19 protein-coding genes and 1 tRNA gene are annotated in these 26,237 nt (G+C 69.6%); 13 read left to right on the forward strand and 7 right to left on the reverse strand.

Going from position 1 to position 26,237, the window contains the following annotated elements:
* On the reverse strand, positions 1-4,509 hold a 4,509-nt coding region (locus JOC24_RS31365), incomplete at its 3' end, for a type I polyketide synthase (RefSeq protein WP_239581285.1).
* A gap of 586 nt (positions 4,510-5,095) precedes the next feature.
* Here JOC24_RS31365 and JOC24_RS31370 point away from each other — a divergent pair.
* From JOC24_RS31370 to JOC24_RS31400, 7 genes are all read left to right on the forward strand, one after another.
* Positions 5,096-6,568 (forward strand): NDP-hexose 2,3-dehydratase family protein, encoded by a 1,473-nt coding sequence (locus JOC24_RS31370; protein ID WP_205023836.1) that lies wholly within the window; start codon positions 5,096-5,098, stop codon positions 6,566-6,568.
* A gap of 3 nt (positions 6,569-6,571) precedes the next feature.
* A complete protein-coding gene (locus JOC24_RS31375) occupies positions 6,572-7,597 on the forward strand; it encodes a Gfo/Idh/MocA family protein (protein WP_205023837.1) in 1,026 nt (341 codons plus the stop codon).
* The gene (locus tag JOC24_RS31380; RefSeq protein ID WP_205023838.1) at positions 7,597-8,334 is read left to right on the forward strand and encodes an NAD-dependent epimerase/dehydratase family protein; all 738 of its coding nucleotides are present in this window, start codon (positions 7,597-7,599) and stop codon (positions 8,332-8,334) included. Before JOC24_RS31375 ends, JOC24_RS31380 begins: the two co-directional genes overlap by 1 nt.
* A gap of 48 nt (positions 8,335-8,382) precedes the next feature.
* A complete protein-coding gene (locus tag JOC24_RS31385; protein ID WP_205023839.1) occupies positions 8,383-9,636 on the forward strand; it encodes a glycosyltransferase in 1,254 nt (417 codons plus the stop codon).
* Between the two features lie 65 nt (positions 9,637-9,701).
* Positions 9,702-10,670, forward strand: a complete 969-nt coding sequence (gene rfbB / locus JOC24_RS31390) for a dTDP-glucose 4,6-dehydratase (RefSeq protein ID WP_205023840.1) — start codon at positions 9,702-9,704, stop codon at positions 10,668-10,670.
* Positions 10,671-10,696: 26 nt separating this feature from the next.
* Positions 10,697-11,566: a glucose-1-phosphate thymidylyltransferase RfbA gene (gene rfbA / locus JOC24_RS31395; RefSeq protein ID WP_205023841.1), complete on the forward strand. Its 870-nt coding sequence runs from the start codon at positions 10,697-10,699 to the stop codon at positions 11,564-11,566.
* A gap of 137 nt (positions 11,567-11,703) precedes the next feature.
* Positions 11,704-12,141 carry a cold-shock protein gene (locus tag JOC24_RS31400; protein ID WP_205023842.1) on the forward strand — a complete coding sequence of 146 codons (438 nt, stop codon included), beginning with the start codon at positions 11,704-11,706 and terminating at the stop codon, positions 12,139-12,141.
* A gap of 447 nt (positions 12,142-12,588) precedes the next feature.
* Here the strand turns inward: JOC24_RS31400 and JOC24_RS31405 are convergent.
* Both JOC24_RS31405 and JOC24_RS31410 read right to left on the reverse strand, forming a co-directional pair.
* Positions 12,589-12,662, reverse strand: a tRNA-Pro gene (locus JOC24_RS31405).
* A 50-nt stretch (positions 12,663-12,712) separates the two neighbouring features.
* Positions 12,713-15,370 (reverse strand): ATP-binding protein, encoded by a 2,658-nt coding sequence (locus tag JOC24_RS31410; RefSeq protein WP_205023843.1) that lies wholly within the window; start codon positions 15,368-15,370, stop codon positions 12,713-12,715.
* 107 nt (positions 15,371-15,477) lie between these two features.
* On the opposite strand from JOC24_RS31410, the gene JOC24_RS31415 reads away from it, so the two are divergent.
* The 3 genes from JOC24_RS31415 to JOC24_RS31425 all read left to right on the forward strand — a co-directional run bounded on the left by JOC24_RS31415 (position 15,478) and on the right by JOC24_RS31425 (position 17,013).
* Positions 15,478-16,041, forward strand: coding sequence for a DUF309 domain-containing protein (locus JOC24_RS31415; RefSeq protein WP_205023844.1), 564 nt, complete (start codon positions 15,478-15,480; stop codon positions 16,039-16,041).
* A 105-nt stretch (positions 16,042-16,146) separates the two neighbouring features.
* Positions 16,147-16,569 (forward strand): DUF350 domain-containing protein, encoded by a 423-nt coding sequence (locus tag JOC24_RS31420; protein WP_205023845.1) that lies wholly within the window; start codon positions 16,147-16,149, stop codon positions 16,567-16,569.
* A 75-nt stretch (positions 16,570-16,644) separates the two neighbouring features.
* A complete protein-coding gene (locus tag JOC24_RS31425; RefSeq protein ID WP_205023846.1) occupies positions 16,645-17,013 on the forward strand; it encodes a hypothetical protein in 369 nt (122 codons plus the stop codon).
* A 19-nt stretch (positions 17,014-17,032) separates the two neighbouring features.
* Here JOC24_RS31425 and JOC24_RS31430 read toward each other — a convergent pair whose 3' ends face one another.
* Genes JOC24_RS31430 through JOC24_RS31440 form a run of 3 tightly spaced genes read right to left on the reverse strand, consistent with a single transcriptional unit; the run spans position 17,033 to position 21,152 of the window.
* A complete protein-coding gene (locus JOC24_RS31430) occupies positions 17,033-18,304 on the reverse strand; it encodes an NAD(P)/FAD-dependent oxidoreductase (protein ID WP_205023847.1) in 1,272 nt (423 codons plus the stop codon).
* Complete coding sequence (locus JOC24_RS31435; RefSeq protein WP_205023848.1) at positions 18,301-19,722, reverse strand: FAD-dependent oxidoreductase; 1,422 nt, start codon at positions 19,720-19,722, stop codon at positions 18,301-18,303. The genes JOC24_RS31430 and JOC24_RS31435 overlap by 4 nt, the downstream gene beginning before the upstream one ends.
* The gene (locus JOC24_RS31440) at positions 19,719-21,152 is read right to left on the reverse strand and encodes an FGGY family carbohydrate kinase (RefSeq protein WP_205023849.1); all 1,434 of its coding nucleotides are present in this window, start codon (positions 21,150-21,152) and stop codon (positions 19,719-19,721) included. Before JOC24_RS31440 ends, JOC24_RS31435 begins: the two co-directional genes overlap by 4 nt.
* A 374-nt stretch (positions 21,153-21,526) precedes the next feature.
* On the opposite strand from JOC24_RS31440, the gene JOC24_RS31445 reads away from it, so the two are divergent.
* The gene (locus JOC24_RS31445) at positions 21,527-22,537 is read left to right on the forward strand and encodes a hypothetical protein (protein ID WP_205023850.1); all 1,011 of its coding nucleotides are present in this window, start codon (positions 21,527-21,529) and stop codon (positions 22,535-22,537) included.
* Positions 22,538-22,632: 95 nt separating this feature from the next.
* Positions 22,633-24,162 (forward strand): amino acid permease, encoded by a 1,530-nt coding sequence (locus JOC24_RS31450; protein WP_205023851.1) that lies wholly within the window; start codon positions 22,633-22,635, stop codon positions 24,160-24,162.
* A 21-nt stretch (positions 24,163-24,183) separates the two neighbouring features.
* Here the strand turns inward: JOC24_RS31450 and JOC24_RS31455 are convergent, their stop codons facing one another.
* Positions 24,184-24,951, reverse strand: a complete 768-nt coding sequence (locus JOC24_RS31455) for a sulfite exporter TauE/SafE family protein (RefSeq protein WP_205023852.1) — start codon at positions 24,949-24,951, stop codon at positions 24,184-24,186.
* A 145-nt stretch (positions 24,952-25,096) separates the two neighbouring features.
* Between JOC24_RS31455 and JOC24_RS31460 the strand changes: the two genes are divergently transcribed.
* Complete coding sequence (locus JOC24_RS31460) at positions 25,097-26,218, forward strand: substrate-binding domain-containing protein (RefSeq protein ID WP_205023853.1); 1,122 nt, start codon at positions 25,097-25,099, stop codon at positions 26,216-26,218.
* Positions 26,219-26,237 lie beyond the last annotated feature (19 nt).

The raw sequence follows: 26,237 nt of genomic DNA on the forward strand, positions 1-26,237 counted from the left end.
ACCCACACCCGAACCCACACCCGCCACGAACTCACCCAACCGAGCCGCCTGACCCCGCAACCCCGCACCCGACCCACCAGACACCACCCACGGCACCACACCACCACCCAACACAGACACAGGAACCGGAACCGGACCATTCACCGTGTCAACAACACCCGACACAACAGGAACAGCCACAACATCAGGCAAAGCAACAGCCGGCGCCTGCTCCAAAATCACATGCGCATTCGTCCCACTCACACCGAACGACGACACACCCGCCCGACGCACCCGACCCGTCTCCGGCCACACCCTCCTCTCCGTCACCAACTCCACCGCACCCGACTCCCAATCCACCTCCGGAGACGGCTCATCCACATGCAACGTCGCAGGCACCACACCATGCCGCATCGCCATCACCATCTTGATGACCCCAGCAACACCCGCAGCCGCCTGCGCATGCCCAATATTCGACTTCAACGACCCCAGCAGCAGCGGACCACCCTCGGACCGACCCTGACCATAGGTGGCCAACAAAGCATCCGCCTCAATCGGATCACCCAGAGTCGTCCCCGTGCCATGCGCCTCCACCACATCCACCCCAGGACCAGACACCCCCGCGTTCGCCAACGCCTGTCGGATGACCCGCTGCTGGGACAGACCATTCGGCGCGGTCAGCCCGTTCGACGCACCGTCCTGATTCACCGCCGAACCCCGCACCAGGCCAAGGACCCGGTGTCCGTTGCGTCGGGCGTCGGACAGGCGCTCAACCAGCAGTAGTCCTGCGCCCTCGGCAAAGCCTGTGCCGTCGGCGGCAGAGGCGAAAGCCTTGCAGCGGCCGTCGCGGGACAGCCCGCCCTGACGGCTGAACTCGGTGAAGATTCCCGGAGAGGACAGGACCGTCACACCGCCGGCGATCGCCAGGGACGACTCCCCTGACTGCAGGGACTGCACCGCCAGGTGCAGCGCCACCAGCGAGGAGGAGCACGCCGTGTCCAGCGTGATCGCGGGTCCGGTCAGTCCGAGCAGGTAAGCGATGCGGCCCGAGGCGACGCTGGTGGTCTTGCCCGTGAGCAGGTAGCCGTCGAACGCGTCCGTGGCCTCGTGCAATCGCGGCCCGTACTCCTGGTCCATCGTGCCGATGAACACGCCGGTCCGGCTGCCCTGCAAAGAGTCCGGGGCTATGCCCGCCCGCTCCAGCACCTCCCACGACGTCTCCAGCAGCAACCGCTGCTGCGGATCCATCGCCAGTACCTCGCGCGGCGAGATGCCGAAGAGCCGGGCGTCGAAGTCCGTGACCTGGTCGAGGAATCCGCCGCCCTCAGCGAAGCTGTTGGCGTGGCCGTCGGAGCCACGCAGCCTTTCGATGTCCCAGCCTCGGTCCTCGGGAAACGCCGAGATGGCGTCCGTTTCGTCGAAAACGACGCGCCACAGGTCCTCGGGGGAGGACACTCCGCCGGGATAGCGGCAGCTCATCCCGATGATCGCGATCGGATCGTCGTCGGCGGTCGGGCCGGATGCCTCGCGGATCGCGGCAGGAGTGTTTCCGGAAGTCCCGGACTCGATGTGTCGGGCCAGTCGCGCCGGGGTCGGATGATCGAAGAGGGTGACGCTGGACAGGCGGGTGCCCATGGCGGTGTTCACCCGGTTGCACAGGTCGCTCAGCATGATCGAGTCGAACCCGAGGTCCTTGAAGGTCCGCCGCACGTCGAGCCCGGCCCGCGTCCCGTGTCCCAGTACGACAGCCGCCTGCGTCCTGACCACATGGAGCGCGTCGGGGGCCGGGTCGCCCTCCGTTGCAGCCGTGGGTTCCGCAGCCGGGGTGTCGAATGTCCGGACGTCGGTGGCGGCTGAGGGCGCCGGCCAATGGGACCGGCGCTGGAAGGCATACGTGGGCAGGTCGGTCCGGCGTGCACCGGTGCCGGCGAACACCTGTGTCCAGTCAGGGCCGACGCCGTGGGACCAGAGCTCTGCCAACGATGTCAGCAGGCGCTCGGATCCACCCTGATCGCGGCGCAGCGTGCCGGCAGCGAATATCTCGGCGTCGGCGGCGTGGCCTGCCTCCGTGATCGCGGACGTCAGCACCGGGTGCGGGCTCACCTCGAGGAACACCGTGCTCCCGGCCTGGAGCAGGGACCGGATCGTGTCCTGGAACCGCACCGGCTCCCGCAGGTTCCGGTACCAGTACAGGGCGTCGAGCGATGTGGTGTCGACCGGCGCGGCGGTTACGGTCGAGTACATCGCCACGTCGCCGGTCCGCGGGGTGATCGAAGCCGCCAGCTCCATCAGCCGGTCCCGGACCTGCTCGACATGCGGCGTGTGTGAGGCGTAGTCCACCGCGATCTCCCGCGTGCGGACACCGGCCGGTTCGAGCGAGGCGACGGCCTCGGCCAGAGCGTCGGGGCTCCCCGCGATGACCGTCGAGGCCGGGCCGTTCAGCACTGCGGCCCATACGTCGTCCTGGCCCGCCAGCAGCTCCGCCACGCGCTCCGGCGAAGCGGCGACCGAGATCATGCCGCCCCGGCCCGCCAGCTCCTGGGCGATGACCTGGCTCCGCAGGGCAACCAGCCTCGCTCCGTCAGCCAGCGACAGTGCACCGGACACGCACGCGGCGGCGATCTCACCCTGCGAGTGCCCCAGCACGGCCGTCGGGACGACACCGAAGGAGCGCCAGACCTGGGCGAGGGAGACCATCACAGCCCACAGAACGGGCTGCACCACATCCACTCGATCGAGCGGGCTCTCGTCCGATGCGCCGCGCAGGACGTCGGTCAGGTCCCAGTCGATGTATGGGGTCAGCGCCTTGGCGCACTCCTCGATCGATTCGGCGAAGACCGGCGACGCCTCGAGGAGCCCGGTCGCCATGCCGACCCACTGCGTCCCCTGGCCGGGGAAGACGAAGACCACGCCGGGAGGGACTCCCGCGGCGACCCCGTTCACCACGTTCTCCGCAGGCTCACCGGACGCCAGTGCGTCGAGCCCGCTGAGGAACTCCTCGCGGTTCGCGGCCAGCACGACGGCACGGTGCTCCAGAGCTTTGCGCGACGACGCCAGCGACCACCCCGTGTCCAGCGCGCCGACGGCCGAGCCGGCGGCCAGCTCGCGCAGCCGCGAGGCCTGCCCGCGCAATGCCTCGGGGGAACGGCCCGATACCGGCCACGGCACCGTCGTTCCCATGTCCAGCACCGGCGCCGGTGTGTGCGTGGAGGGCTGTTCCTCGGCGACGGGAGCCTGCTCCACCACGACGTGTGCGTTGGTGCCGCCCATACCGAAGGCGGACACCCCTGCGGTCAGGGACGCTTCGGGCCTGGGCCAGGGGGACGCTTCGGTCTGCACCCGGATGTTCAGGTCGTCGAGCGGGATGGCGGGGTTCGGCTTGTCGAAGTTGAGGCTCGGGGGGAGTTCACCCGTCTTCAGGGCGAGTATGACCTTGATGAGGCCGGTGACGCCCGCGGCGCCTTCCAGATGCCCGACGTTCGTCTTGGCCGAGCCGACTCGGAGCGGCATGCTCGGCGGACGCGAGGATCCGATGACCGCCCCCAGTGCTGCCGCCTCGACAGGGTCGCCGACCGCTGTACCGGTGCCGTGCAGCTCCACGTACTGCACGTCCGCAGGCTCGATTCCGGCTGCGGCGTGGGCTCGGCGCAGCACGTCCTCCTGCGCTGCCCGGCTCGGTGCGGTGAGGCTGTCACCGCCGCCGTCGTTGTTGACCGCACTGCCGCGCAGGACTCCGTGGATCCGGTCTCCGTCGGCGATCGCCCGGGCCAGTGGCTTGAGCAGTACGAAGCCGCCGCCCTCGCCTCGGACGTAGCCGTTCGCCCTGGCATCGAAGGTGAAGCAGCGACCGTCCGGTGAGAGTCCGCCGAATCGCGAGACGTTCAGGGTGCCGTCGAAGGTGAGGTTGAGGTTCACTCCGCCGGCGAGGGCGATCTCGCTCTCTCCGCTTCGCAGACTCTGGCAGGCCATGTGCACTGCCACGAGCGAGGAGGACTGGCCCGAGTCGACGACCAGGCTCGGTCCGGAGACTCCGAGTAAGTAGGATATTCGGTTGGCGATCATGCCCCGGTGCAGACCCGTGAGGGTGTGGTGGGTGACCGCCTCTGCGGGCTGCTGCTGGAGGAGGGACGCGTAGTCGTCGTTCATCGCTCCGGCGAAGACACCTAATCGCCGGCCTGCGACGCTGTCCGGGACGATACCCGCGTCCTCGAGCGCCTCCCAGCCGAGCTCGAGTGCCAGCCGCTGCTGCGGGTCCATGGCCACGGCCTCGCGCGGTGAGATACCGAAGAAGTCCGCGTCGAAGCCGTCCACCCGGTCGAGGAAGCCGCCGCGTAAGGCAACCGCCGGGTCCTCGGCCCGAGGACTCTCCCACCTGCCTCGTGGCACTGGTGTCACCGCGTCCACGCCGTTGCTGAGGAGGCGCCGGAAATCTCCCGGCGAATTGGCTCCGGGTAACCGGCAGGAAATCCCGACCACTGCGATCGGAACATCGGCGTGAACGGACGGTAACGAACCAATGCCCCTGGTCAATTTCGAGCCTCTCGCCATATCGCGAACATACATCCCAGCAACAACGTCACACGGAAACGGGGGCTTCGACGACACCCCTCACGCCCGGCGACCTGCACCTGTCGGCGTTGTACGGATACGCCGCTCACACGCTCTCACCAGGCAACTCCTGACATGCGGGAGGCTGGGAACGGCAGAGAAACACCGAATGAATGCCTGCACCGTCCGGCGCCCCCGCCTATCAGTCGGACTCTACAGCGATCCTGCACTGCGCCGGCCAGAAACCGGTGCGTAACATAGGAAAAACCCGCTGCACCTTCAGCGATCAGTTCCCTAACGCTAGGCCATACAAGCCGAGTCGTCATGTGAGCTGCATCACATGATCCATCCTGGCGTTCTCAGGCCGACATTCACAGCAGGAGTGGGTTGACAGCGGCGGACCGATCACGCTTGGCTGAAGCGTGCGCCACGCCGATCCACAGGGTCCCAGGGCGGAGAAAGCCCGAATCAGCGGCCGTAAAGCCCGCCCGACCACCAGCACTTGAGCTGCGGTCAGCGACAGTCGTCCACTCCGGCACCCCACACGTCGAATCCGAGGGAGTTAAGGATGACTCACACCTCGTTGGAGTCTCCGTCCGCGTTACACACCCAGGATTCCGAATTATCCATGCGGATAGCGCGATCCTTATGGGCAGCCGACAGCACGGCCGCGAGCCTGCAGAGCTTCCACAGCTGGTTCACCGGACTCAGAGACAGTGATGCGTCGCACGTCCGAAGAATTGATTTTGATGCACTGACCGATTGGCGGTTCGAAGCCGCGACCGGAAACATAGTTCATGACAGCGGTAAGTTCTTCTCGATCGAGGGCCTGAATGTACGGGCCACGCAGGGGCCGACACAACACCAGTGGTCGCAGCCGATCATCAGCCAACCGGAAATCGGACTGCTCGGGATCCTGGTAAAAGAATTCGACGGCACACTCCACTGCCTCATGCAGGCCAAGATGGAGCCCGGGAACTGCAACGGCTTACAGCTTTCGCCGACCGTGCAGGCGACCAGGAGTAACTACACCGGAGTGCACGGCGGTAAATCGGTCCCCTATCTGGACTATTTTCTCGACGCTCCGTCACAGCACGTGATCACCGATGTGCTGCAGTCGGAGCAGGGGTCCTGGTTCTACCGCAAGCGCAACCGCAACATCATCGTCGAGGTGAACGAACCCGTCGAGGTGCTGGAAGGCTTCTGCTGGCTCTCGATCGGCCAACTGCACGAATTGTTGTCGATTGACGATCTGGTGAACATGGACGCGCGCACCGTCCTGTCGTGCCTTCCGTTGTCCGGCGCCGGCCTGTCGAAGGCTCACCCCTTCGAGGGTGAGACCTTCCGGTCCGCGTTGGTCAGGTCCCTCAGCGCGGACCAGGGCACGCTCCGCACCTCGCGTCAGGTACAGAACTGGATCACCGATGCCCGCGTTCACTCCGAGATGGACGCCACGCCGGTCGGCCTCGGCCAGATCGAAGGTTGGCGCCGGTCGTCGGACCGGATCTCACACGAGGCAGGCCTGTTCTTCGACGTGATGGCCGTGGACGTACGCGCGGGCAGCCGTGAGGTGCGGAGCTGGACCCAGCCGATGATCGAGGCGCGTAACCGCGGAGTGGTCGCCTTCCTCACTCAGCGGATCGAGGGAGTCCTTCATGTCCTGGCCAACGTCAGGGCAGAGCCCGGACTCCTGGACATGGTCGAGGTAGCTCCCACCCTGCAGTGCACGCCGGAGGACTACCAGGGCATGCCGGCGAAGGCCCGTCCGCCGTTCATGGACGAGGTGTTGCAGGCGCCCCGGGAAAGCATCCGGTTCGACACCGTGCTGTCCGAGGAGGGCGGCAGGTTCTTCCACACCCGCAACCGCTACCTCATCGTGGAAGCCGACCCGGCTCGTGACCTCACCGCCCCGGCCGACTTCTGCTGGCTCACCGTGCACCAGCTGACGGACCTCATCCAGCACAGCCACTACGTGAACATCCAGGCCAGGAGCCTGACAGCCTGCCTGCACAGCCTGACCCTCCGACCGATGGGGAACTGACCGATGGACAGCCCTCATCAGTCCGGTCCGGTGCGCATCGGCGTGCTCGGCGCCTCCTCGATCGCCTGGAGACGGACACTACCCGCGCTGCGGGAAGTTCCGGACAGCACGGTCGTCGCCGTCGCCAGCCGCGAGAAGGACAAGGCGGAACGGTTCGCCGCCCGCTTCGACTGCGCCGCCGTACACGGCTACGAAGCACTGCTCGAGCGGGACGACATCGACGCCGTCTACGTCTCGGTACCCAACTCGCTGCACCACCAGTGGGTGCACCGGCTGCTCATGTGCGGCAAGCACGTACTGGCCGAGAAGCCGCTGACCACCCGCCCGGCGGACACCGCCGCGCTGGTCGAACTCGCGGCACACCGCAGGCTGGTACTGCGCGAGAACATCGCGTTCGTCCACCACGGACTGCACCGGCGGGTCGCCGAGCTCGTCGGAGCCGGCCGCATCGGACGCCTACGGCACATCGACGCGGCGTTCTGCTTCCCGCCGCTGCCCGAGACCGATGTGCGCTACCGGGCCGACCTCGGCGGCGGCGCGCTGCTCGACGCAGGGCTCTACCCCGTCCGGCTGGCCCAGTACTTCCTCGGCAACGAACTCACCGTCGCGGGTGCTGTGCTGCGGGAGGATCCTGCCGCGGGCGTCGACGTGGCGGGGAGCGCGGTGCTCGCGGCGGCGACCGGGGAGACCGTGACACTCAGCTTCGGCTTCGAGCACAGTTACGGGGCGAGCTACACGTTGTGGGGCAGCAGCGGTCGGCTGTCCGTCGACCGGGCGTTCACCCCGCCACCCACCATGGCGCCGCTGATTCGCATCGATGAGCAGGACCACGCCGAGGAGATCACGCTTCCCGCTGAGCACCAGTTCGCCAGATCGGCCGAGTCGTTCGTGAAGGCGGTGTCGCGGTCGAGGTCCTCGGGATCCGATCCCGACCATGACGCCTGGGCCGCGACCGCCCTGCGTACGGCCGAGCTGCTCGACCGGATCGCCACGACCGCCCATCGTGTCGTGGCAGGGAAGCAGGTCTGATGGAGATCATCGGCAATGGGTTCATCGCACAGAACCTGGCCACGATCGCGCACCGGCACCCGGCCGCGACTGTGGTCGCCGCCGGGGTGTCCAGCACCGGCGTCCGGGCGCCCGAGGAGTTCGCCCGCGAAGAGGCACTGGTGCGCGAGACCACCGACCGGTGCCACCGCACGGGCCGCCTCATCGTCTACCTGTCCACGGCCTCCCACGCGATCTACGGAACCACGGAAGTCGCCCTGGACGAAGAGGCGGAAGTGAACCCGCAATCGCCCTACGGCAGGCAGAAACTGAAGCTGGAGCGTGCGGTCGCCGAGTCCGGTGCACGGTGGCTGTCCCTGCGCCTGAGTCACGCCGTGGGCCGGTGGCAGCGGTCCCACCAGTTGCTGCCCTCGCTCGTCGGGCAGGTGCGCAGCGGGACCGTGCGGCTGCATCGGGGCGCGCACCGCGACCTCGTGGACGTGGCCGACGTGGTCCGGGCGATCGACGGGCTGCTCGCCCAGGGGGTGCGGGGGGAGATCGTGAACATCGCCTCGGGCGTACCACAGCCGATCGAGACCGTCGTGCGGGGAGTCGAACAGCGCATGGGCGTCGCCCCCCGGCACGAAGTCATCGACACGGAACCGACCTTGACCAGGGTTTCGACGGCCAAACTGTGCGGGCTGCTGCCGCCCATGCGGTCGGTCTCCGAGCCGGACTACCTCGACAGAATTCTCGACCGCTACACCTCGGCCTACTGACCGTCCGGGTCGAAGCCGTCTCACCAGCGACATTTCTATGGAGGGTCCATGCGCGCCTCGTTAGTCGTACTGGGATCGCGAGGGGATGTCCAGCCGTTCATCGCGCTGGGCACGACACTGAAGGCCCGGGGGCACGCGGTGACTCTCGCTACCCACGGGGATTTCGAGACGTTGGTGCGGGAGGCCGGCCTGGATTTCATCGAGCTGCCCGGCAGCCCACGTGACTTCCTGGCCCACCCTGCCCTCGCGGAGGCTCTGCAGCAGGGCGCGTCGTTGTTCCGCGCCGCACGAAAGGTCCCGCGGCCGACCGCGGAGCACATCCGGGAGCTTGCCGCCAAGGTGGCGAAGGCCTCGGCGGGCGCGGACCTCGTGGTCAACAGCATCCTGAGCCGCATCTCCTTCGAGTCCGACGACAGCGCACCATGGGGCTCGGTGACCTGGTGGCCGCTCAACCCGACGGCACAGTGGCCGGCGATGATCCTCCCGCAGTACCGTCTGGGTAGGCCCTACAACCGCCTGACCCACCGGCTGGCCGGGCTGTTGGACTGGATCACCATCCGTGGGCTTCGCAAGGACGCGAGTCTGCCGCCACTGCCGTTCGGCGCGCCGTACGGAAATCTGGGCAAGGACGTCCCGCTGCTCTGCCCGGTGACTCGCGCTCTGTTCACCGAGCCTTCCGACTGGCCCGAACGCTCACACATCACCGGCTACTGGTTCTGGGACCGGAAGTGGACCCCGCCGCAGGAACTGGTCGACTTCATGGATTCCGGGACTCCCCCGGTGACCCTGTCCTTCGGCAGCATCTGGCCGGTGCACCCGCCGGCCGAGACCCTGGAGAAGGTCCTGGCCGTGGTGCGCTCCCACGGGCGCCGGCTCGTCCTGGTGGGCGGGGGCCCCACCACGGTCCCGGAAGACGTGTTCCGGATAGATGACGTGCACTACCCGTGGCTGTTGCCGCGCTCCGCCGCCTTCATCCACCACGGCGGCTGCAACACCACCGGTGAGGCCTTGCGCTCCGGCCGCCCCCAGGTTGTCGTGCCCACCTTCGCCGACAGCCCGTTCTGGGCGGCGAACGTGCACGCGCTCGGTGTGGCGGCGAAGCCCATTCCTTTCCGGCAGTTCACCGCCGAACGCCTCGATGAGGCACTCGGCGCCGCCCTCTCCGACGATGACATGCGGCGGAAGGCGCACGACGTCGGCGAAACCGTACGCGCCGAGCACGGGACCGAGAAAGCATCCGAGATCCTGGAGGAATGGGTCCGGCACTGGCGCACCCAGAAAAGCATCGTCGCCTCTGCGTGACCCTGGTGGACAGCAGAGTGCCGATCACGGATCGCAGGGCATCGGATCAATAGTCAAGGAGACCCATGCGCGCTCTTGTCACCGGAGCCGCCGGATTCATCGGCTCGGCTTTCGTCCGGCATGCGCTCGGCGGCTCTTTTGCCGGCCACACCGAAATGGAAATCACCGCTCTCGACGCACTGACGTACGCCGGGAACACGGAGAACCTGGCTCCGGTGGCCGGCCGACCCGGCTTTTCCTTCGTGCACGGTGACATCTGCGACGCCCCGCTGCTCCGTTCCTTGCTGCCGGGGCATGACGTCATCGTCCACTTCGCAGCCGAGACACATGTAGACCGCTCCATCGAAGGACCCGGCGCTTTCGTGCGTACCAATCTCCTGGGTACGCAGACACTGCTGGAGGCGGCCCGTGGCGCCGGCATTCCACGCTTCATCCATGTATCGACGGACGAGGTCTACGGATCGATCGCGAAGGGCTCGTGGACCGAGGAGTCGCCCGTCGATCCGAACTCTCCGTACGCCGCGTCGAAAGCGGGCGCCGACCACATCGCGCTGGCGTACGCGAGGACATACGGAATGAACGTATCGGTCACCCGCTGCTCCAACAACTACGGCCCCTACCAGTATCCGGAAAAGCTCATTCCCCGATTCATCACCCAGCTCATGAACGGTCGCTCCCTGCCGCTCTACGGAAGAGGCGACAACATCCGGGACTGGCTGCACGTGGACGACCACTGCAGGGGAATATGGCAGGTTCTGGAAAATGGGCTTCCGGGCGAGGTGTACAACATCGGCGGCGGTTCCGAGCTGTCCAATCTCCAGCTCACCCACCTTCTGCTCGAGGAGTTCGGTTTCGGCCCCGAAATGATCGAGTCGGTGCCGGACCGTCTCGGTCACGACAAGCGTTACTCCCTGGACGACAGCAAGGTTCGACTGCTCGGATACGCCCCTCAGGTCCCCTTCTCGGAAGGACTGCGACAAACAGCGGACTGGTACCGGGAGAACAGCTCCTGGTGGCGCCCTCTGCTGCCGTGAAGAACCCAGAGATCTCGGAGTGAATCATGCGTGGAATTGTCCTGGCCGGAGGGGCGGGGACCAGGCTCAGGCCGGTCACCGGTATAACATCCAAGCAACTGCTGCCCGTGTACAACAAACCGATGGTCTACTATCCGCTCTCCGTTCTCATGCACGCGGGAATCCAGGACATCCTGATCATCAGCAGCCCCAAGCACATCGGGGCCTTCCAGGAGTTACTGGGCGACGGACACCGGATCGGCCTCGACCTGCACTACGCGGTCCAGCAGCACCCGGACGGGCTGGCCGACGCGCTTCGCCTCGGCCGCGACTTCATCGGGGGCGAGCAGATCGCCCTGATCCTCGGTGACAACATCTTCTACGGCCACCAGCTCCCGACCCTCCTGCAGAGAGAGCGTGAGTCCCTCAGCGGCTGCACCCTGTTCGGATACCCGGTCGCCGATCCCGAACGCTACGGGATAGCCGAACTGGACAAGGACGGGAAGATCATCTCCATCAAGGAGAAGCCCGACAAGCCGACGTCGAACCTCGCCGTCACGGGACTGTACTTCTACGACAACGATGCCATCTCCATGGCCGGCGAGCTCACCCCGTCGCCACGGGGGGAACTGGAGATCACCGACCTCAACCTCAACTACGTGGAAAGCTGCCGCGCCCGGCTCGTCAATCTCGGCCGCGGAAGCGCGTGGTTCGACACCGGAACCCATGACAGCCTCCTCGAAGCGGCGACCTTCGTGCAGATCATCGAGAAGCGTCAGGGGATACGTATCGCATGTATCGAGGAGATCGCCTACCGGATGGGGTTCATAGACGCCGTCCAGTTGTCCGCGATAGGCGACAGTCTGGGACCTACGAGCGATTACGGTCAGTACATTCTGGATCTGGCCGCCGCATGACCTCCAAAGGGGTGGGACGCAGCCGGGATCCATAACCGGCCCGATCGTGCCCTGCCCTCGTCGCAAGGCACTGGCCAATTTTCTGAAGCGTGATATTCATCCGGGCAAGTGGCCCGGCTTCTCTTGGGGTTGATGGCATGGTTGCCGGTCGTGTGGTGCGGTTCGATGGTGTTCGGGGTTTCGGGTTCATCGCTCCGGATCACGGAGGGGAAGACGTCTTCCTCCATGTGAACGATCTGTTGGTGTCCGAGCACCTCCTGCGCTCAGGCATCGCCGTGGAATTCGAGGTGGAACAGGGGGACCGCGGACTCAAGGCTTCGTCCGTCCGGCTCGCGGAGGGAGGCGGCACCACACCGCCGCCCGCTCAGGCAGCCGCCGTGGGCGCCCGACCGGCTCCGCCCCGGCAGGCGGACGTCGACGATTCCCTGTGCGACGTGCTCGCTGCGAACGACTATCTGCACGAGGTGACCGACGTGCTGCTGTCCGCCGCCCCCACACTGACGGGAACCCAGATCCTGCACATCCGCGACGGACTGCTTCAGTTCGCCAAGAACCACGGCTGGACCGAGGGTTGAGCGGCCGGGAGGGGTGTGATGCGGCGCGCCTCCCCCGGCCGTGCCTCGGAGCGGGTGGTCGGCCGAGTCACCTGCTGGTGCGACACGACCGCCCGGTCGCCCTGTGATCTCCACGCCACGGGAACAACGCCGCGCCTGACGAACCCGGCCTCCCCGTCGCACACCTCGGGAACCCGCCCGTCCGCGTGGACCGGGTGGCCGCGTTCTCGCACTTCCCCTCGCAGTCCCGCGCTGCCGCGAGCATCGGCGCCACCGGACGTGACCGCCGAGGTCTCCGCCGGCCACGATGACCGCCCAGGGGTGCCGGGTGCCCCCCGGGCTGGCGTGTGGCGTGTGCTCCCGCCGCAGCCCCTCGCGGCCGAGGAGCCGATGGCCGGGTCCCGGAAAATGGTCAAGGGCCGGTTTCGGATTTCTCCGAAACCGGCCCTGACCTGCGACTCTCACGAGTCGGGACGACAGGATTTGAACCTGCGACCCCTTGACCCCCAGTCAAGTGCGCTACCAAGCTGCGCTACGTCCCGATGCGTTTCCTCCCGGTGCTCCCGGGCGGCTGCGCAGGACAAACATTACCTCACTCGGAGGACCGGATCGACGCGCGTACCTGCTGGGCGCGGGTCGCGAGTCCTTCCGCGCCGCAGGCGGTGGCGAGCTTCTGGGCCCGGGCGAGCTCCCGCTCGGACCGGATCGCGATGCCGTACTCGAAACGGGCCAGGGCGTGCTCGTAGGCGGACGAGGACGTCTCGAGGTGGCGCACGGACTCGGACAGCAGGTGCGTGGCCTCCTCCGTGGGCACGAAGAGGGCCAGGCACCGCAGGGCCTCGCCGATCGCGGTGTCCGTGCCGAAGCGTTCCGCGTGGACGCGCGCCCGCGTCGCCAGCTGGGCGGCCCGGACCGGGTCCGTGTCGGCCAGGGCGCGGGCGAGATCCCCGGCCCAGGGAGCCCAGACCCCGTTGAAGCGGCCTCGCGGCTCCAGCGCCGCTCCCGCGGCCTCCAGCTCGGCCACGGCCTCCTCCGTGCGCCCTTCGGCCAGCAGCAGTCGTCCGCGTACGCACGGGGCGTCCGGCAGGACCATCGCGCTGGGGTACGGCGGGCCGAAGTCGTACCGGTCGGCGACCAGCCGGGCCTCCGCCGTCCGGCCGCGCGCGAGCAGGGTGTCGACGAGGAGACAGGTGGCGTCCCAGTGGACGGGCAGTCCACTGCCGGCCCGGTCGGCGAGGCGCAGCCCATCGCGGAGGAAGACCTCGGCCTCCGCCAGACGGCCGCGACGGCGGTGCACGAGACCCAGGAGGGTGTGCGCGAACGCGAGGTGCGCGCCGCTCCAGCCGGAGATCTCGAAGGCGCGCACGGCCTCACCGAAGAGTGCGTCGGCCCGGTCGAGCTGGTCGGTGAACGCGTAGGTGATGCCCACCATCGCGGGTAGTTCGAAGCCCCATTCGGAGTCCGTCCAGCCGAGCCCGCGAGCGGGCCGCCCGTCGACGAGTGCGCGTTCGCAGAAGTCCACGACGAGTTGGGCGTTCTCGCCACGGAGCATGGCGTCGAAGGCCCGCAGGGTGAGCAGGGCGCGCTCGGCGTTGTCGCGGCCCTTGAGGTGGTCCGCGTTGCGCGCCAGGCGGGCCGACCGCCCGGGGCCGTCGTCCTCGGCGGCCTGCATTCCCTCCCACAGGAAGTGCGCGGCCTGGAGCCGCATGAGGCCGGGTCCGGGTGCGGTCCGGGACGCCTCGGCCGCCAGCGAGAGCGCCGCGTCCTTGAGCTGGTTGTTGTGGGACAGGGCGGAGGCCAGCCGGAAGGTGGCGTCGATCCGGAGCGTCTCGTCTAGCCCCGGCGTGTCGAGCGCGGCACGGAGGTGCTGCACCGTGGTGGCCGGCGAGGAGAGCAGCGTGGCGCAGCCGAGTTCGTACAGCAGCGCCGCCCGGTCGCCGGGGCGCGGCGGCTCGTCCAGGGCGCGTTCGAGGCAGCGTCGGGCTGCCTCCGGGGCGCCGACCGCGAGGTGCTGCCGGGCTGCTTCGCGGAGCTGCGCGACCAGTTCCTGGTCGTCGTCCGGGTGGACTTCGAGCAGATGACGGGATGCCGCCGCGGCGCCGAGTCCGGCTTGGGTGATCGCCCAGGCGGCGCGTCCGTGCATGGCGGTGCGGGTCGCCGGGGGGATGGAGCGGTAGACGGCGCTGGCGATGAGCGGGTGGACGAACTCCAGCGGATCGAAGCCGCTGACGATACGGGCGTCCCGCAGCCGCGAAGTACAGTCCGCGGCCTCGGCCGAGCTCATGCCGGCCAGGGTGGCGGCGAGTTCCTGGGAGATCTCGGTGCCGAGCACGGCCGCCGCCCAGGCGAAGCGGTTGGCGTTGGTGCCGAGGCGTTCGAGGCGGGCGACGAGCCCGCTGCCCCGGGCCGATGCCCCGAGTTCGCGCAGGAACCCGGCGGACTCCTCGACCGGTGCCAGTTCGCGGTCCTGTGCCTTGGCGACGAGTTCGACCGCTTCGTACGGGTTGCCTCCGGTGACGGCCCAGACCTCGCGGCAGAAGGGATCGTCCGCGTGGTCGCCCAGCCCGGCGCGCACCAGGTCGGCAGTGGCGTCGGGGGTGAGCGCGCGCAACGCCACCCGGGTCAGGGCCGGGTGGCCCTCGGTGCCGGTGTTCCGGGGGGCGCGGGCGATGGCCCAGTCGGCGTCACGGTCGGCCAGCTCCTGGGGGCGGTGGGCCTGGAGGACCAGCACGGGCAGTTCGGACAGCCTCGCGGTGAAGCCTGCGAGCCAGGCCAGGGATTCACCGTCCGCCCAGTGCGCGTCGTCCACTATGAGGAGCGGCGGTCGGTGGCTGAGGCGGGAGGCGAGTTGGGACACGACGTGGTCGAGGCCGTCCCTGACACCCTGCGGGTCGGGTTGCGGGCCACTGGGATCGGCGAGGCCCAGAGCGGGCGCGGCGATCTCGAACCAGTCGCCGAACAGGGCACGGATCTCGTCTGCGGGGAACCGGTCGAGCGCGGGCTGGAGAAGTTGGCGTACGACGTGGAAGGGCACCGAGGTGACCGTCTCGCCGCCGCGTGCGGACCAGATGGTGCAGCGGTCGGCGGCCATGGCCTTGATCTCCCCGAGCAGCGCGGTCTTGCCGATGCCGGCTTCGCCGCTGAAGACCAGCAGCCCGCCGGCTGCTTGCCCGCCGCAGAGGGCGTCCAACGCCTTCGCGGCGGCGGCGAGTTCCGGTTCGCGCTCGTACAACGGCCGGGACGGCTTCATGCCTCCCCTTCCCAGGGTGGTTGCGGAGGGCACCGAGCCTAGTCGCGCGCGGGTGCCCAGGGACAGGGTTCCCACGGTTCTTCGCAGGTGCGAGGCACAATCGAGGGGTGGACGAATCTCGCAGGGACCGCGACGAGGAAGGGCGGGCGCGCAATGCGCGCCCCCGGGACGGGCTGGGGCGCCCCCTGCCGTACGGAACACCTGGGGTGGAACGACAGCCGGAGGGAGTCGTCCGCTCCGCCGAGGAGACGGTGCGCGAGGCCCAGCGGCTGCTGGACGCGGGCATGCCGTTCCATGCCCACGAGGTGTTCGAGGACGCCTGGAAGTCCGGTCCGGACACGGAGCGCGAGCTGTGGCGGGGCCTCGCGCAGATGTCGGTGGGGCTGACGCACGCCGCCCGGGGCAACACGACGGGCGGAGCACGGCTGTTGAGGCGGGGCGCCGCCGCCGTCGAGGGTTTCAGGACGTCGGATCCGCACGGGATCGGTGTGGACCGACTGGTCCGCTGGGCGCGGGAGCTGGCGGGTCGCGTGGAGTCCACGGGTCCCGGGGACGCGGAGGAGGACACCGGCGGCGGACGACACGACGGCGGGGACGAGCGGGGCGCTGCGGCGGTGGACGCGGCCGCGGAGGCACCCCGCTTGCGGCAGGGGGGCCGGGCCGGGGAGTGAGCACATGAGTGCGATAGGTTTTGCTCCTTCTTGACGACGTGTCGATCACACCCGCCACGTTCGTGTTCCATTCTTCGACCACTTGCTCAGGAGACGGACGCCCCGATGACCGACATCATCAACGGCCTCGGCCGTGCCACCGCGTACGGGGCCCTCGGCGTCGTACTGCTCGTTCTCGGCATATTTCTGATCGACGCCCTGACACCGGGCAAGCTCGGCCGCCAGATATGGGAGGAGCGCAACCGCAACGCGGCGCTGCTCCTGAGCTCGGCCCTGGTGGGCATCGGCGGCATCGTGTTCACGTCGATCTGGACGACGTACGAGGACTTCGGCAAGGGGCTGGCCTCGACCGCCGCGTTCGGGCTGCTAGGCCTGATCATGATGGCCGTGGCCTTCCTCGTCGTGGACCTGGTCACGCCCGGCAAGCTGGGGGCCACGCTGGTGGAGCGCGAGCCGCACCCGGCGGTGTGGGTGACGGCGGCCTGCAACCTGGCCGTCTCGGCCATCGTGTCGGCGTCGATCGCCTGATCGAGCCCCCTGATCACCCGGGTGATCCCCCGGTCACGCGAACATCACGGGCCGCAGCCATTACGATCCGGCGTCATGAGCACTTCTGACCAGGCCCAGGACCAGCAGCAGGACAAGCAGCGGGACCAGCAGGACCTCGAGGCGGGCGAGAGCCCCGCGGGGATATCCGAACCCGCCGCGGAGGACCGGCGACTGACGCCACGCCAGGCGCGGCGGTTGCGGATCGTTCTTTCCTCGGCAGGCATGGCGGCGATGGCCGTCGTCCTGGCCCTACGGATCGCGAGCCGTTCCTCGGTGCTGGTCGTCGGGGTCTACGGGCTCGCACTCATCCTCTGCGGTGTGGTGATCGAGCTGAGCAGGAACGGCAGGACTCGGCTCGGCAGTTGGCTGCTGGGCGTCGGACTGGTGGCCGCCGTCGGCGCGGACTGGCTGCTGATTCCCTGAGCGGTCCCCACCCCTCCCTTCACCGCACGGTGATCCGTACGGACGAGCCGTCGGGGTCGACCCGGTCGACCCAGTCACCCGCCAGATGGAACGGCCTGCCCGGGACCGCTGTCGACAGATGCCGCTCCCGGTGGAGTTCACGCCCGTCCTGTGAGACGACGAGCAGCGGCCGGGGCAGCCGCCGCACGGTGCGCAGCACGAACCGGCCCCCCTGGGGCCGCACCCCGCCCGGCCCCGTCACGTTGGGGGCGATCCACCGCAGCGGTGCTTCGACGACCAGCGGGCGACCGCCTCCCGCGGGGTCATCGGTTCCTGCCAGGCGGTGCAGTACGGGCACCGCCACGGCCCGGCCCTCCCCCGCGGCGAAACCCGCGCGTTCGACGGCGTGCAGCAGGTTCCCGGCGGCGAAGACACCGGGCCGCGAGGTCCGGAACGAGGTGTCGTAGGCGGGACCTCGGGTGCCCGGGTCGAGAACGAGCCCACCGCGCCTGGCCAGTTCGTGGTCGGGGACGAAGTCGCCGGTCAGGACGACTGTGTCGCAGCGCAGTGTGGTGGTGCGGCCGTCGTCGTGGCGCAGCGCCACTCCGGACAGCCGGGTCCTGCCAGTGAATCCCGTGACGGTCGCACCGGTGAGGAGCGGGACGCGCCGGCTCCGCAGCCGGACCGGCGCGGACGGGCGGTCGGTGACCATGGCGACGACGTCGACCCCGGCCGCGCGCAGGGTGTCGGCGGCCGCGTGACCGACGGGCTCGTCACCGACGACGACCGCCCTGGTCCCGATCGGCTGGCCGTACAGATGGACGGCCTGCTGGAGCTCGCCGGTGGTGTAGACACCGGGCGGCCGGGTGCCGGGGATCAACCGTGCGCTGCGGGGCCGTTCACGGGCGCCTGTGGCGAGGACGACGGCGCGGGCGGTGATCTGTTCGAGTCCGGCCGGTCCGGTGGTCTCGACGGTGCGGGGTCCCGCCCAGCCGGTGACGGTGACCCCGGTGCGCAGGGCCGCGCCCGCGTCCAGGGCAGTGGTCACGCACCGCCGGGCGTAGTCGGGCCCGGTCCTCCCTCGCTGTGCGTACGCGGATGCCGTCGCCGATGCCAAGGCGTACGCCGAGCGGTCCAGACGTCCGCCGAATCCGCCGTGGTGGCAGTGGCGGGGGATCCCGCCGGCCTGCTGCTCGCGTTCCAGGATCTCCACCCGTCCCGCGCCCGCGGCGGCGAGTTCGGCTCCGGCCGCGAGACCTGCGGGTCCCGCGCCGACGATCAGGACGTCGACCTCACGTGCGATGCGGGTCATGGCCGCGCCTCCTCGAACAGGGCGCGGACGGCGGCGCCGCAGTGGAAACCCTGGCACCGGCCGCCACGGGCGCGCGTGCGGCGCCGCAGACCGTCCAGTGAGTGCGGGGGGATCGTCGAGGCCAGCGCGTCCCGGATCTCGCCGAGAGTGACCTGTTCGCAGTGGCAGACGAGCGTGCCGTACGCCGGATCCTCGGCGATCATGCGGGCGTTCCGGTAGGGGCGGGGGAACGCCTCGCCGAGGCCGGGCATCGTCAGGGGCGGGAGTGCGTGGGGCTCGCCGTGGTCCAGCCCTGTCGCCGCGAGGAGTTCCATGACGTGGCGGCCGATCGCCATGGACGCGGTGAGGCCGGTGGAGCGGATGCCGCCGACGGCGACGTAGCGCAGAGCGGGGTACTCCTGGATGCGGTAGTCCTCCTGCCCGGTGGCGGCGCGCAGGCCGGCGTAGACGGCGGTGACCTCCTCGTCGACAAGCCCGGGCAGGATCCGGCGGCCCTTCTCGCGGAGGAGGTGCAGGCCGTCGGCGGTGGATCCGGTGTCGGTCTTGTCGTCGAGCTCCTCGGCCGTGGGTCCCAGGAGGACGTTGCCGAACACGGTCGGTGCGATCAGGACGCCCTTGCCCGCCGGGCCCGGGACCGGCAGGAGGATGTGGCCGACGAGGTCGCGGGCGAGCTTGTCGTAGACGATGAGCTGCCCGCGGCGCGGGGTCACGGTGAACACCTCGTGGCCGAGGAGCCGGTCGATCTCGTCGGCGTGCAGCCCGGCGGCGTTGACCAGGTAGCGGGTGCGCAGCGGTCCGCGCGAGGTGGTGAGCGTATGGCCTTCGGCGTCGCTGCCGACGTCCACCACCCGGCAGCTCAGGTGCAGGTGGACGCCTGCCCGGACCGCCTGGGTGGCGAAGGCGAGCGGTGTGGTCCAAGGACAGATGATGCTTTCGTCGGGAACGTCGAGAGCGCCGAGCGCTCCGGGTCCGAGATGTGGTTCGCGGGCCCGCAGCTCGTCGGCTCCGATGACGCGGGACGCGTCGTAGCCGTTCCGTTCGGCCTTGTCCCGCAGCCGGGGCAGCGCGGCGAGCTGGTCCTCGTCCCAGGCCACGAGGAGGGCGCCGACCCGCTCGACGGGGATGCCGGTGTCCGTGGCGTAGGCGGCGAGGAGGTCCCGTCCTTCGCGGACGAGGCGGGCTTCCAGCGATCCCGGGACGGCGTCGAAGCCCGTGTGCAGGATCGCGGTGTTGGCCTTCGAGGTGCCGTTGCCGATGTCGTCGGCGGCGTCGATCAGGGCGGTGCGCAGCGGGTGACGGGCCAGTTCGCGGGCGATGGCCGCGCCCACGACGCCCGCGCCGATCACGGTGACGTCATACGTGTCGTCCCCGTCCTCCCTCGAGGGCAGAGGGCCGGCCGTGGTGAGGGGGACGGTCACGCGCGCTCCCGGAGGCCGTCCACAGCGACCCGGAATCCGGCGAGGCGCTCCGCCGCCTCCTCGGGGCCGATGCGTGGTTCGTACACCGCGGAGGGCCGCCACTCGGGTGTCGCGCTGCTCGGCCGCAGCCGGGGGTCGAGCCCGAGGCGCGCCACCGCTCCGGCGCCGAGCGCGGTCACGTCGGGCAGCGCCGAGACCTCGACCGGGCGTTGCAGCAGGTCCGCCTGGGTCTGCATGAGCAGCGTGGAGCGGGTCAGGCCGCCGTCGACGCGCAGCGCGGTCAGCGGGGAGCCGAGGTCGGACGCGGCGGCCTCGGCCAGCGCGACGACCTGCGCGGCGATGCCCTCGCAGAGGGCCCTGACCAGGTGTCCGGCGGTGGTGTCGAGGCCGAGGCCGGTCAGGGATCCGCGCAGGTCGCTGCGCCACCAGGGTGCGGCGAGGCCGGCGAGCGCCGGGACGAAGGTGACTCCGCCGGTGCTCGGGACCGACGCGCCCACCGGATCGAGGTCCTCGGCGCCGGAGATCACCCCGAGGTCGGTGAGCCAGCGCACGGCCGAAGCCGCCGTGTAGACCTGGCCGTCGACGCAGTAGTCCGTCCGCCCGCCGAGGCGCCAGGCGACGCAGCTGACGAGGCCGCTGGAGCCGGTGCTCGGTCGACGTCCGGTCTGGGCGAGGAGGAACGCCCCGGTGCCGTAGGTGCATTTGGCCTGGCCGGGTTCCAGGGCGTTCTGTGCCAGCAGTGCGGCCTGCTGGTCGACGAGGAGGCCGGTCAGGGGTACTTCTCCGCCGAACGCGGTGGTGGTGCCGACCGGTCCGGCGCAGTCGACGACATCGGGCAGCCGTTCGTCGGACAGACCGAAGATCTCCAGGGCGGCGGGCGACCAGTCGACGTCACGGAGGCCTAGGAGCTGGGTGCGCCCCGCGGTGGCGGCGTCGGTGACGAAGGCTCCCGTCAGCTGGTGGACCAGCCAGGAGTCGCTGGTCGTCACGACACCGCTCCGTGTCAGTTCACGGCGGATCCACGCCATCTTGGGGGCGGCGAAGTACGGATCGAGCGGGAGCCCGGTGAGCCGCTTCAGCTCGTCCCCGTGTGCGGCGAGCTCGCCGCAGATCCCCTCCGCGCGCCGGTCCTGCCAGACGACGGCGTCGGTGAGCGGCCGGCCGGTCGCGGGGTCCCAGGCCAGCACCGTCTCGCCCTGGTTGGCCAGTCCCACGGCCGCAACGGGTTCGGCCGCCTCCGCCACCGCCTGCCGGCCGGCGTCGAGCACCGACCCGATCAGTTCGGCGGGATCGGCCTCCACGAGACCGCCGGCACCGTATCGCGGGCGCACGGGCGCTGAACCGGAACCGATCACCCCGCGTTCGGGACAGATCACCAGTGCCTTGGTCCCGGACGTCCCCTGGTCGATGGCGAGTACCGGCTCTGTCAAGCGACGCTCCTGCCGTGCGGACCGCCCGGACCCGGGCGGAATCGTGATCATCTGGTCCCTCCGCCCACAGTCGTGCAGACCACGCCTTGCGTCAACCCTCTCCAGAACCTCCTGCGCGGAGCCCTGTCGAGAGATCAACGTCCTGTATGCGTGGACTACTTGAGTAAGATCCGCGGAGTCACCGGAACGTCGGCCTTCCGGGCCCTAAACTCTCCGCCGGGTGGACAACCGGACGATGACCACTGGTAGTTCATCACTGAACAGCCCAACCCCCCACGTTCCATGAGGATTCATGACGAGAAGAATCTGCGCCGTGCCGCCGTGCCCGGCCTCCCGCCCTTCCCCCACCGCGCGTTCAGGGGCGGGGCGCACGCATGGCTGCCGGTGATTTCCGGCCGGTCTACCACCCCGCGGGCCACGACCACGCGTTGCGGGTGGCATTACAGGATGTGCGTACCGGCCGCTGGCTCGCCATGCGGAATCTGCTGGAGAGCACACCGGACTGGGCCCTGTGGACCCAGCGGACCCAGATCCTCGCGGCTGTGGCTGCGGGCTCGGACACGGTGCACACCTGGCTCACCGAGGAGCCGAAGAGCGTCGCGGCGACGGTGATGCTCGCACGGGTGGCCGTGGAGCGGGCCGTCCGCGCCCACCGGGAGGGGCGTTCCAGGGCGCAGGAGCTTTGGCATGAGGCGTGGGAGGGGTGCCGCTCCGCCGCGCACGCCTCGCCCGCGGATCCGGTGCCCTGGGTCTGCCTGCTCGCACTGTCCCAGCTCGACGAGGGGCAGCGTCTCGAAGAGCACCGGCTGCTGCCTCCTGGCCCGATGTTGTTCCCCGGGCCGTGGGGGCTGCTGGCGGAGGCGGACAAACGCGATCCGTTCAATCGCGAGGCCTATCACCGGATGCTGCAGTTCGTCTACGCGAGGCAGGCGGGTGGCACACTCTCCGAGGCGGTCAACTTCGTCCAGTGGGCGGCCTCTTCGGCTCCTGAGGGGTCCTCGCTCCATGTGTTGCCGCTCTATGTCCGGGTGGAGCGCTACCGCCGTGAGCACGGCCACGAGCGGGCGCTGGACCTGCACTGGGTCACCGAGGACGGTGAGCGGGACGCCCGGCGCGCCCTGGACATCTGGTTCGCGGCCGCCGAACCGGCCGCCCGGTCCCTGCTCGATCTCAACCATCTCGCCCACGCGTTGTGGGGTTCTCTCCGGTTCTCCGACGCCGCGCCGGTGTTCCGGGCGATGGGTCCGTACTACACGTCGGTGCCCTGGGCCCACCGCACACGTACACCGCAGGATCCGGCCGGTGCCGAGGACGTGTTCCTCCGGGCCCGGACCCGCTGTCTGACCGCCGAGCCCGTGCCCGGGAGAGAACCCCCGCACGGCTGACCGGCCGGCCTCTACGGCGAACCGCCTGTTCCTGACCTGCCGTCACCGCCTCAGGACCTTCCCTTCCACGTCCCCCCACCCGGAGGTCATCTCCCATGTCCATATCCGCCTCGACCCCGTCGAGCACGGAGCCCACACCGCAGAAGGACGAAGAGCAGCGGCTGCGCGAGCTCGGGTATCAGCCGGTGCTGGCCCGTCGCATGGGCGGCTTCGGCAACTTCGCGATCAGCTTCTCCGTCATCTCGATCCTCTCCGGCTGCATGACGCTGTACGGCTTCGGCATGTCGACCGGTGGCCCGGCCGTGATGCTCTGGGGCTGGGCCGGTGTCGGCCTGTTCGTGCTCTGCGTGGGCATGGCCCTGGCCGAGGTCACCAGCGCGTACCCGACGTCGGGGGCCCTCTACTACATGGCGGACCGGCTCGGTGGCCGCAAATGGGGCTGGTACACCGGGTGGCTGAACCTGCTCGGTCTGCTGGGCGCGATCGCCGGCATCGACTACGGGGCTGCGCTGTTCACGGGCGCCCTGCTGAATCTGCAGTGGGGCTTCGATCCCACCCCCGGTTCCACGATGCTGATCTTCCTCTGCATCCTCCTGCTGCACGCGGTGCTGAACCTCTTCGGCGTGCGCCTGGTCAGTGTGCTCAACTCGATCAGTGTCTGGTGGCACCTGGGCGGTGTGGCCGTGATCGTGACGGTGCTGGCCATCGTGCCCTCCAACCACCAGTCGCCGTCGTTCGTCTTCACCGAGTTCGTCAACGGAACCGGCTGGGAGAACCCGATCTACGTGGCGGCGATCGGTCTGCTCCTGGCGCAGTACACCTTCTGCGGTTACGACGCCTCCGCCCATCTGTCGGAGGAGACGTCCAACGCGTCGGTGACGGCGGCCAAGGGCATCGTCCGGGCGATCTGGGTCTCGTGGATCGCCGGTTTCGTCCTGCTGGCCGGACTGACCTTCGCCATCCAGGACTACGCGGGCACCCAGAACAGCGCGACCGGGGTTCCCCCGGCCCAGATCCTGATCGACGCGCTGGGCACGGCGGGCGCCACCGCCATGCTGCTGATCGTGATCGCCGCGCAGCTGTTCTGCGGCAACGCCGAGGTCGCCGCCGCCAGCCGGATGGTGTTCGCCTTCAGCCGTGACAACGCGCTGCCGGGCTCCGCGCTGTGGCGCAAGGTGAGCGCGCGCACCCAGACCCCGGTGCCCGCCGTGTGGCTCTCGGTCGCCGTCGCCGCGCTGCTGGCGGTTCCGTCGCTGTACTCCGCGACCGCGTACGGGGCCGTCACGGCGATCAACGTCATCGGAATCACGCCCGCGTACGCCATCCCGATCTACCTGAAGCTGCGGGCCGGGGACCGGTTCGAGCGCGGTCCCTGGCACCTCGGCCGCTGGTCGAAGCCGATCGGCTGGATCGCCGTGGCGTGGGTCGCCGTCGTGAGTGTGCTGTTCCTGCTCCCGCAGTCCTCGCCGGTGACCATCGACTCGATGAACTACGCGTCGATCGCCCTGGTCGCCGTGCTGGTCCTGGCCACGGTGTGGTGGTTCGTCGCGCGCCGTTCGTACAGCACTCCGGCCGCGTACGGCAACGCGCGTGAGCAGGCGGAGATCGCCGAGGGCATCGTCTGACAGCCCCTCCCCGGGCGGTCTTCAGCGCAGCAGCAGCTGGAGGCCGCCCAGGACGGTTGCTCCGATCACGATCCGGTCGAAGAGCTTCTGGTTGATCCGGCCGACGCAGACGCGGCCGAGGTACGCACCCGGGATGACGAAGAGCACGAGGGCCGCGTCCAGCAGCAGCGACTGCGCGTCGATGAGGCCGAGTCCCACGCTGAAGGGCACCTTCGAGGTGTTGACGATCAGGAAGAACCACGCGGACGTCCCGAGGAAGCCCAGCTTCCGGAAACCCGCCGAAAGTAGATAGAGCGACATCACGGGGCCGCCGGCGTTGGCGACCATGGTGGTGAATCCGCCGAGCACTCCGTACGAGCGCGCCTTGAGGCGCCCGCCGCGCACAGGACCGTCCTCGTCCTCGTGTTCCGCCTCCGGCTCGGGCCGGGCGCGACGGCGCAGGATGGTGACGCCCGCCATGAACAGCAGGATGGCGCCGATCGAGGTGCGTACGGCGGCGTCGTCGGCCCACACCATGAAGACCGTGCCCGCCACCACGCCCACGGCGACGGCGGGGAAGAGCCTCAGCAGGGTCGGCCAGTGGGCGTGACGGCGGTAGACGAGGACGGCGAGGACGTCGCCCGCGATCAGGATCGGGAGCAGCACCCCGGTCGATTCGCGGGCCGGGAGGACGGCCGCGAAGACCGCGAGGCTGATGGTGTTGGCACCGCTGACGGCCGTCTTCGAGAACCCGACGAGGGTGGATGCCGCCGCGAGCGCGGCCAGTTGCCAGAGTGTGATGGTGTCCATGCCGGATCAGATGGTAGACGCAACTTCTTGTCGGCGGGTGATCGCCCACCCTTTGAGCGCACGGAACGCGGGTCCCTCGCTATGCTGCGATCGCTCACGAAAACGTTCAAACGAACATCGCACAGCGTTAGGCAAGGGGGCCAGCATGCGGGAGCCGGTTGAGCTGAGGCGGAAGCGCATTCTCGCGGTGGTGCACGCGCGCGGCGCGGTCAAGGTGAGTTCGCTCGCGGACGAACTGGACGTCTCGCCGGTCACGCTCCGGCGGGACGTGGAGGAGCTGGCCAGGACGGGCATGCTGCGGCGTGGCCACGGTGTGGTCCGCCCGATGGGGGAGGCAGGACGGACGGCGGGGGTGCCTGCCGCCCGGAGTCGTGAACCGGAGACGGCCGGAGCCGCGGTGGCCCTCGTCGTCCCGGAGCGGCATTCGTATCTCTACGAAACCCTGCACGGCGCCAGGACGGCCCTTGAGGAGGCAGGGACCCGGATCACCCTGTACATCGCCCCGCAGGCGGCCGGGGCCGAACGGCCGCAGGTGGAACGGGCTCTTGCCGCGGGCGTGCGCGGCCTGCTGATCGCCCCCCGGTGGCGCAGCGCCGCCGGCGAGGAGGCGGACTACGGCTGGCTCGCCGGGATGGGGGTCCCCACCGTCCTGATGGAACGGCGACCCCGGCCCGGCAGCGCGCTGCACGCCCTGGACTCGGTCTGCTCCGACCACTGGTACGGGATGCACCTGGCCGTGGACCACCTGATCTCACTCGGTCACCGCCGGCTCGTACTGGCCGCGCGAAACGACAGCCCGACCGCACGCTCCATACGGGCGGCGTTCACCGAGATCGCCGCCTCCCGGCCCGAGGTGGAGGACTGGTCGGTGGTGCTCAGCTCCCCGAACGCGGGCCCCGGGGAGCCGGGCACCCGGGAGCCGGTCCCGGATCTCACCGCCCTGCTGCGGGAGCGCGGCGTGACCGGTGCCGTCCTGCACGGCGACGAGGACGCCCTGATGCTGGTGCAGCGGCTGGCGGAGAGCGGGATCCGGGTGCCGCGGGACTGCTCGGTGGTGGCGTACGACGATGTCGTCGCGGCGCTGGGCAGCACCGCCCTCACCGCGGTGGCGCCACCGCGGGCCGAGATCGGCCGGGCGGCAGCCGAGCTTCTCCTTCACCGGCTGGCGGACCCGGCGGGTGCGACCGGTCCGGTGCGCCGGACGGAGCTGCTCCCCCGCCTCGAAGTGCGTGGATCGACTCAGGAGTTGCCCCACTCCACAATCTGATCGTTTGAACACTTCAAGC

The organism is Streptomyces sp. HB132 (assembly GCF_016909575.1).
Classification (GTDB): domain Bacteria; phylum Actinomycetota; class Actinomycetes; order Streptomycetales; family Streptomycetaceae; genus Streptomyces.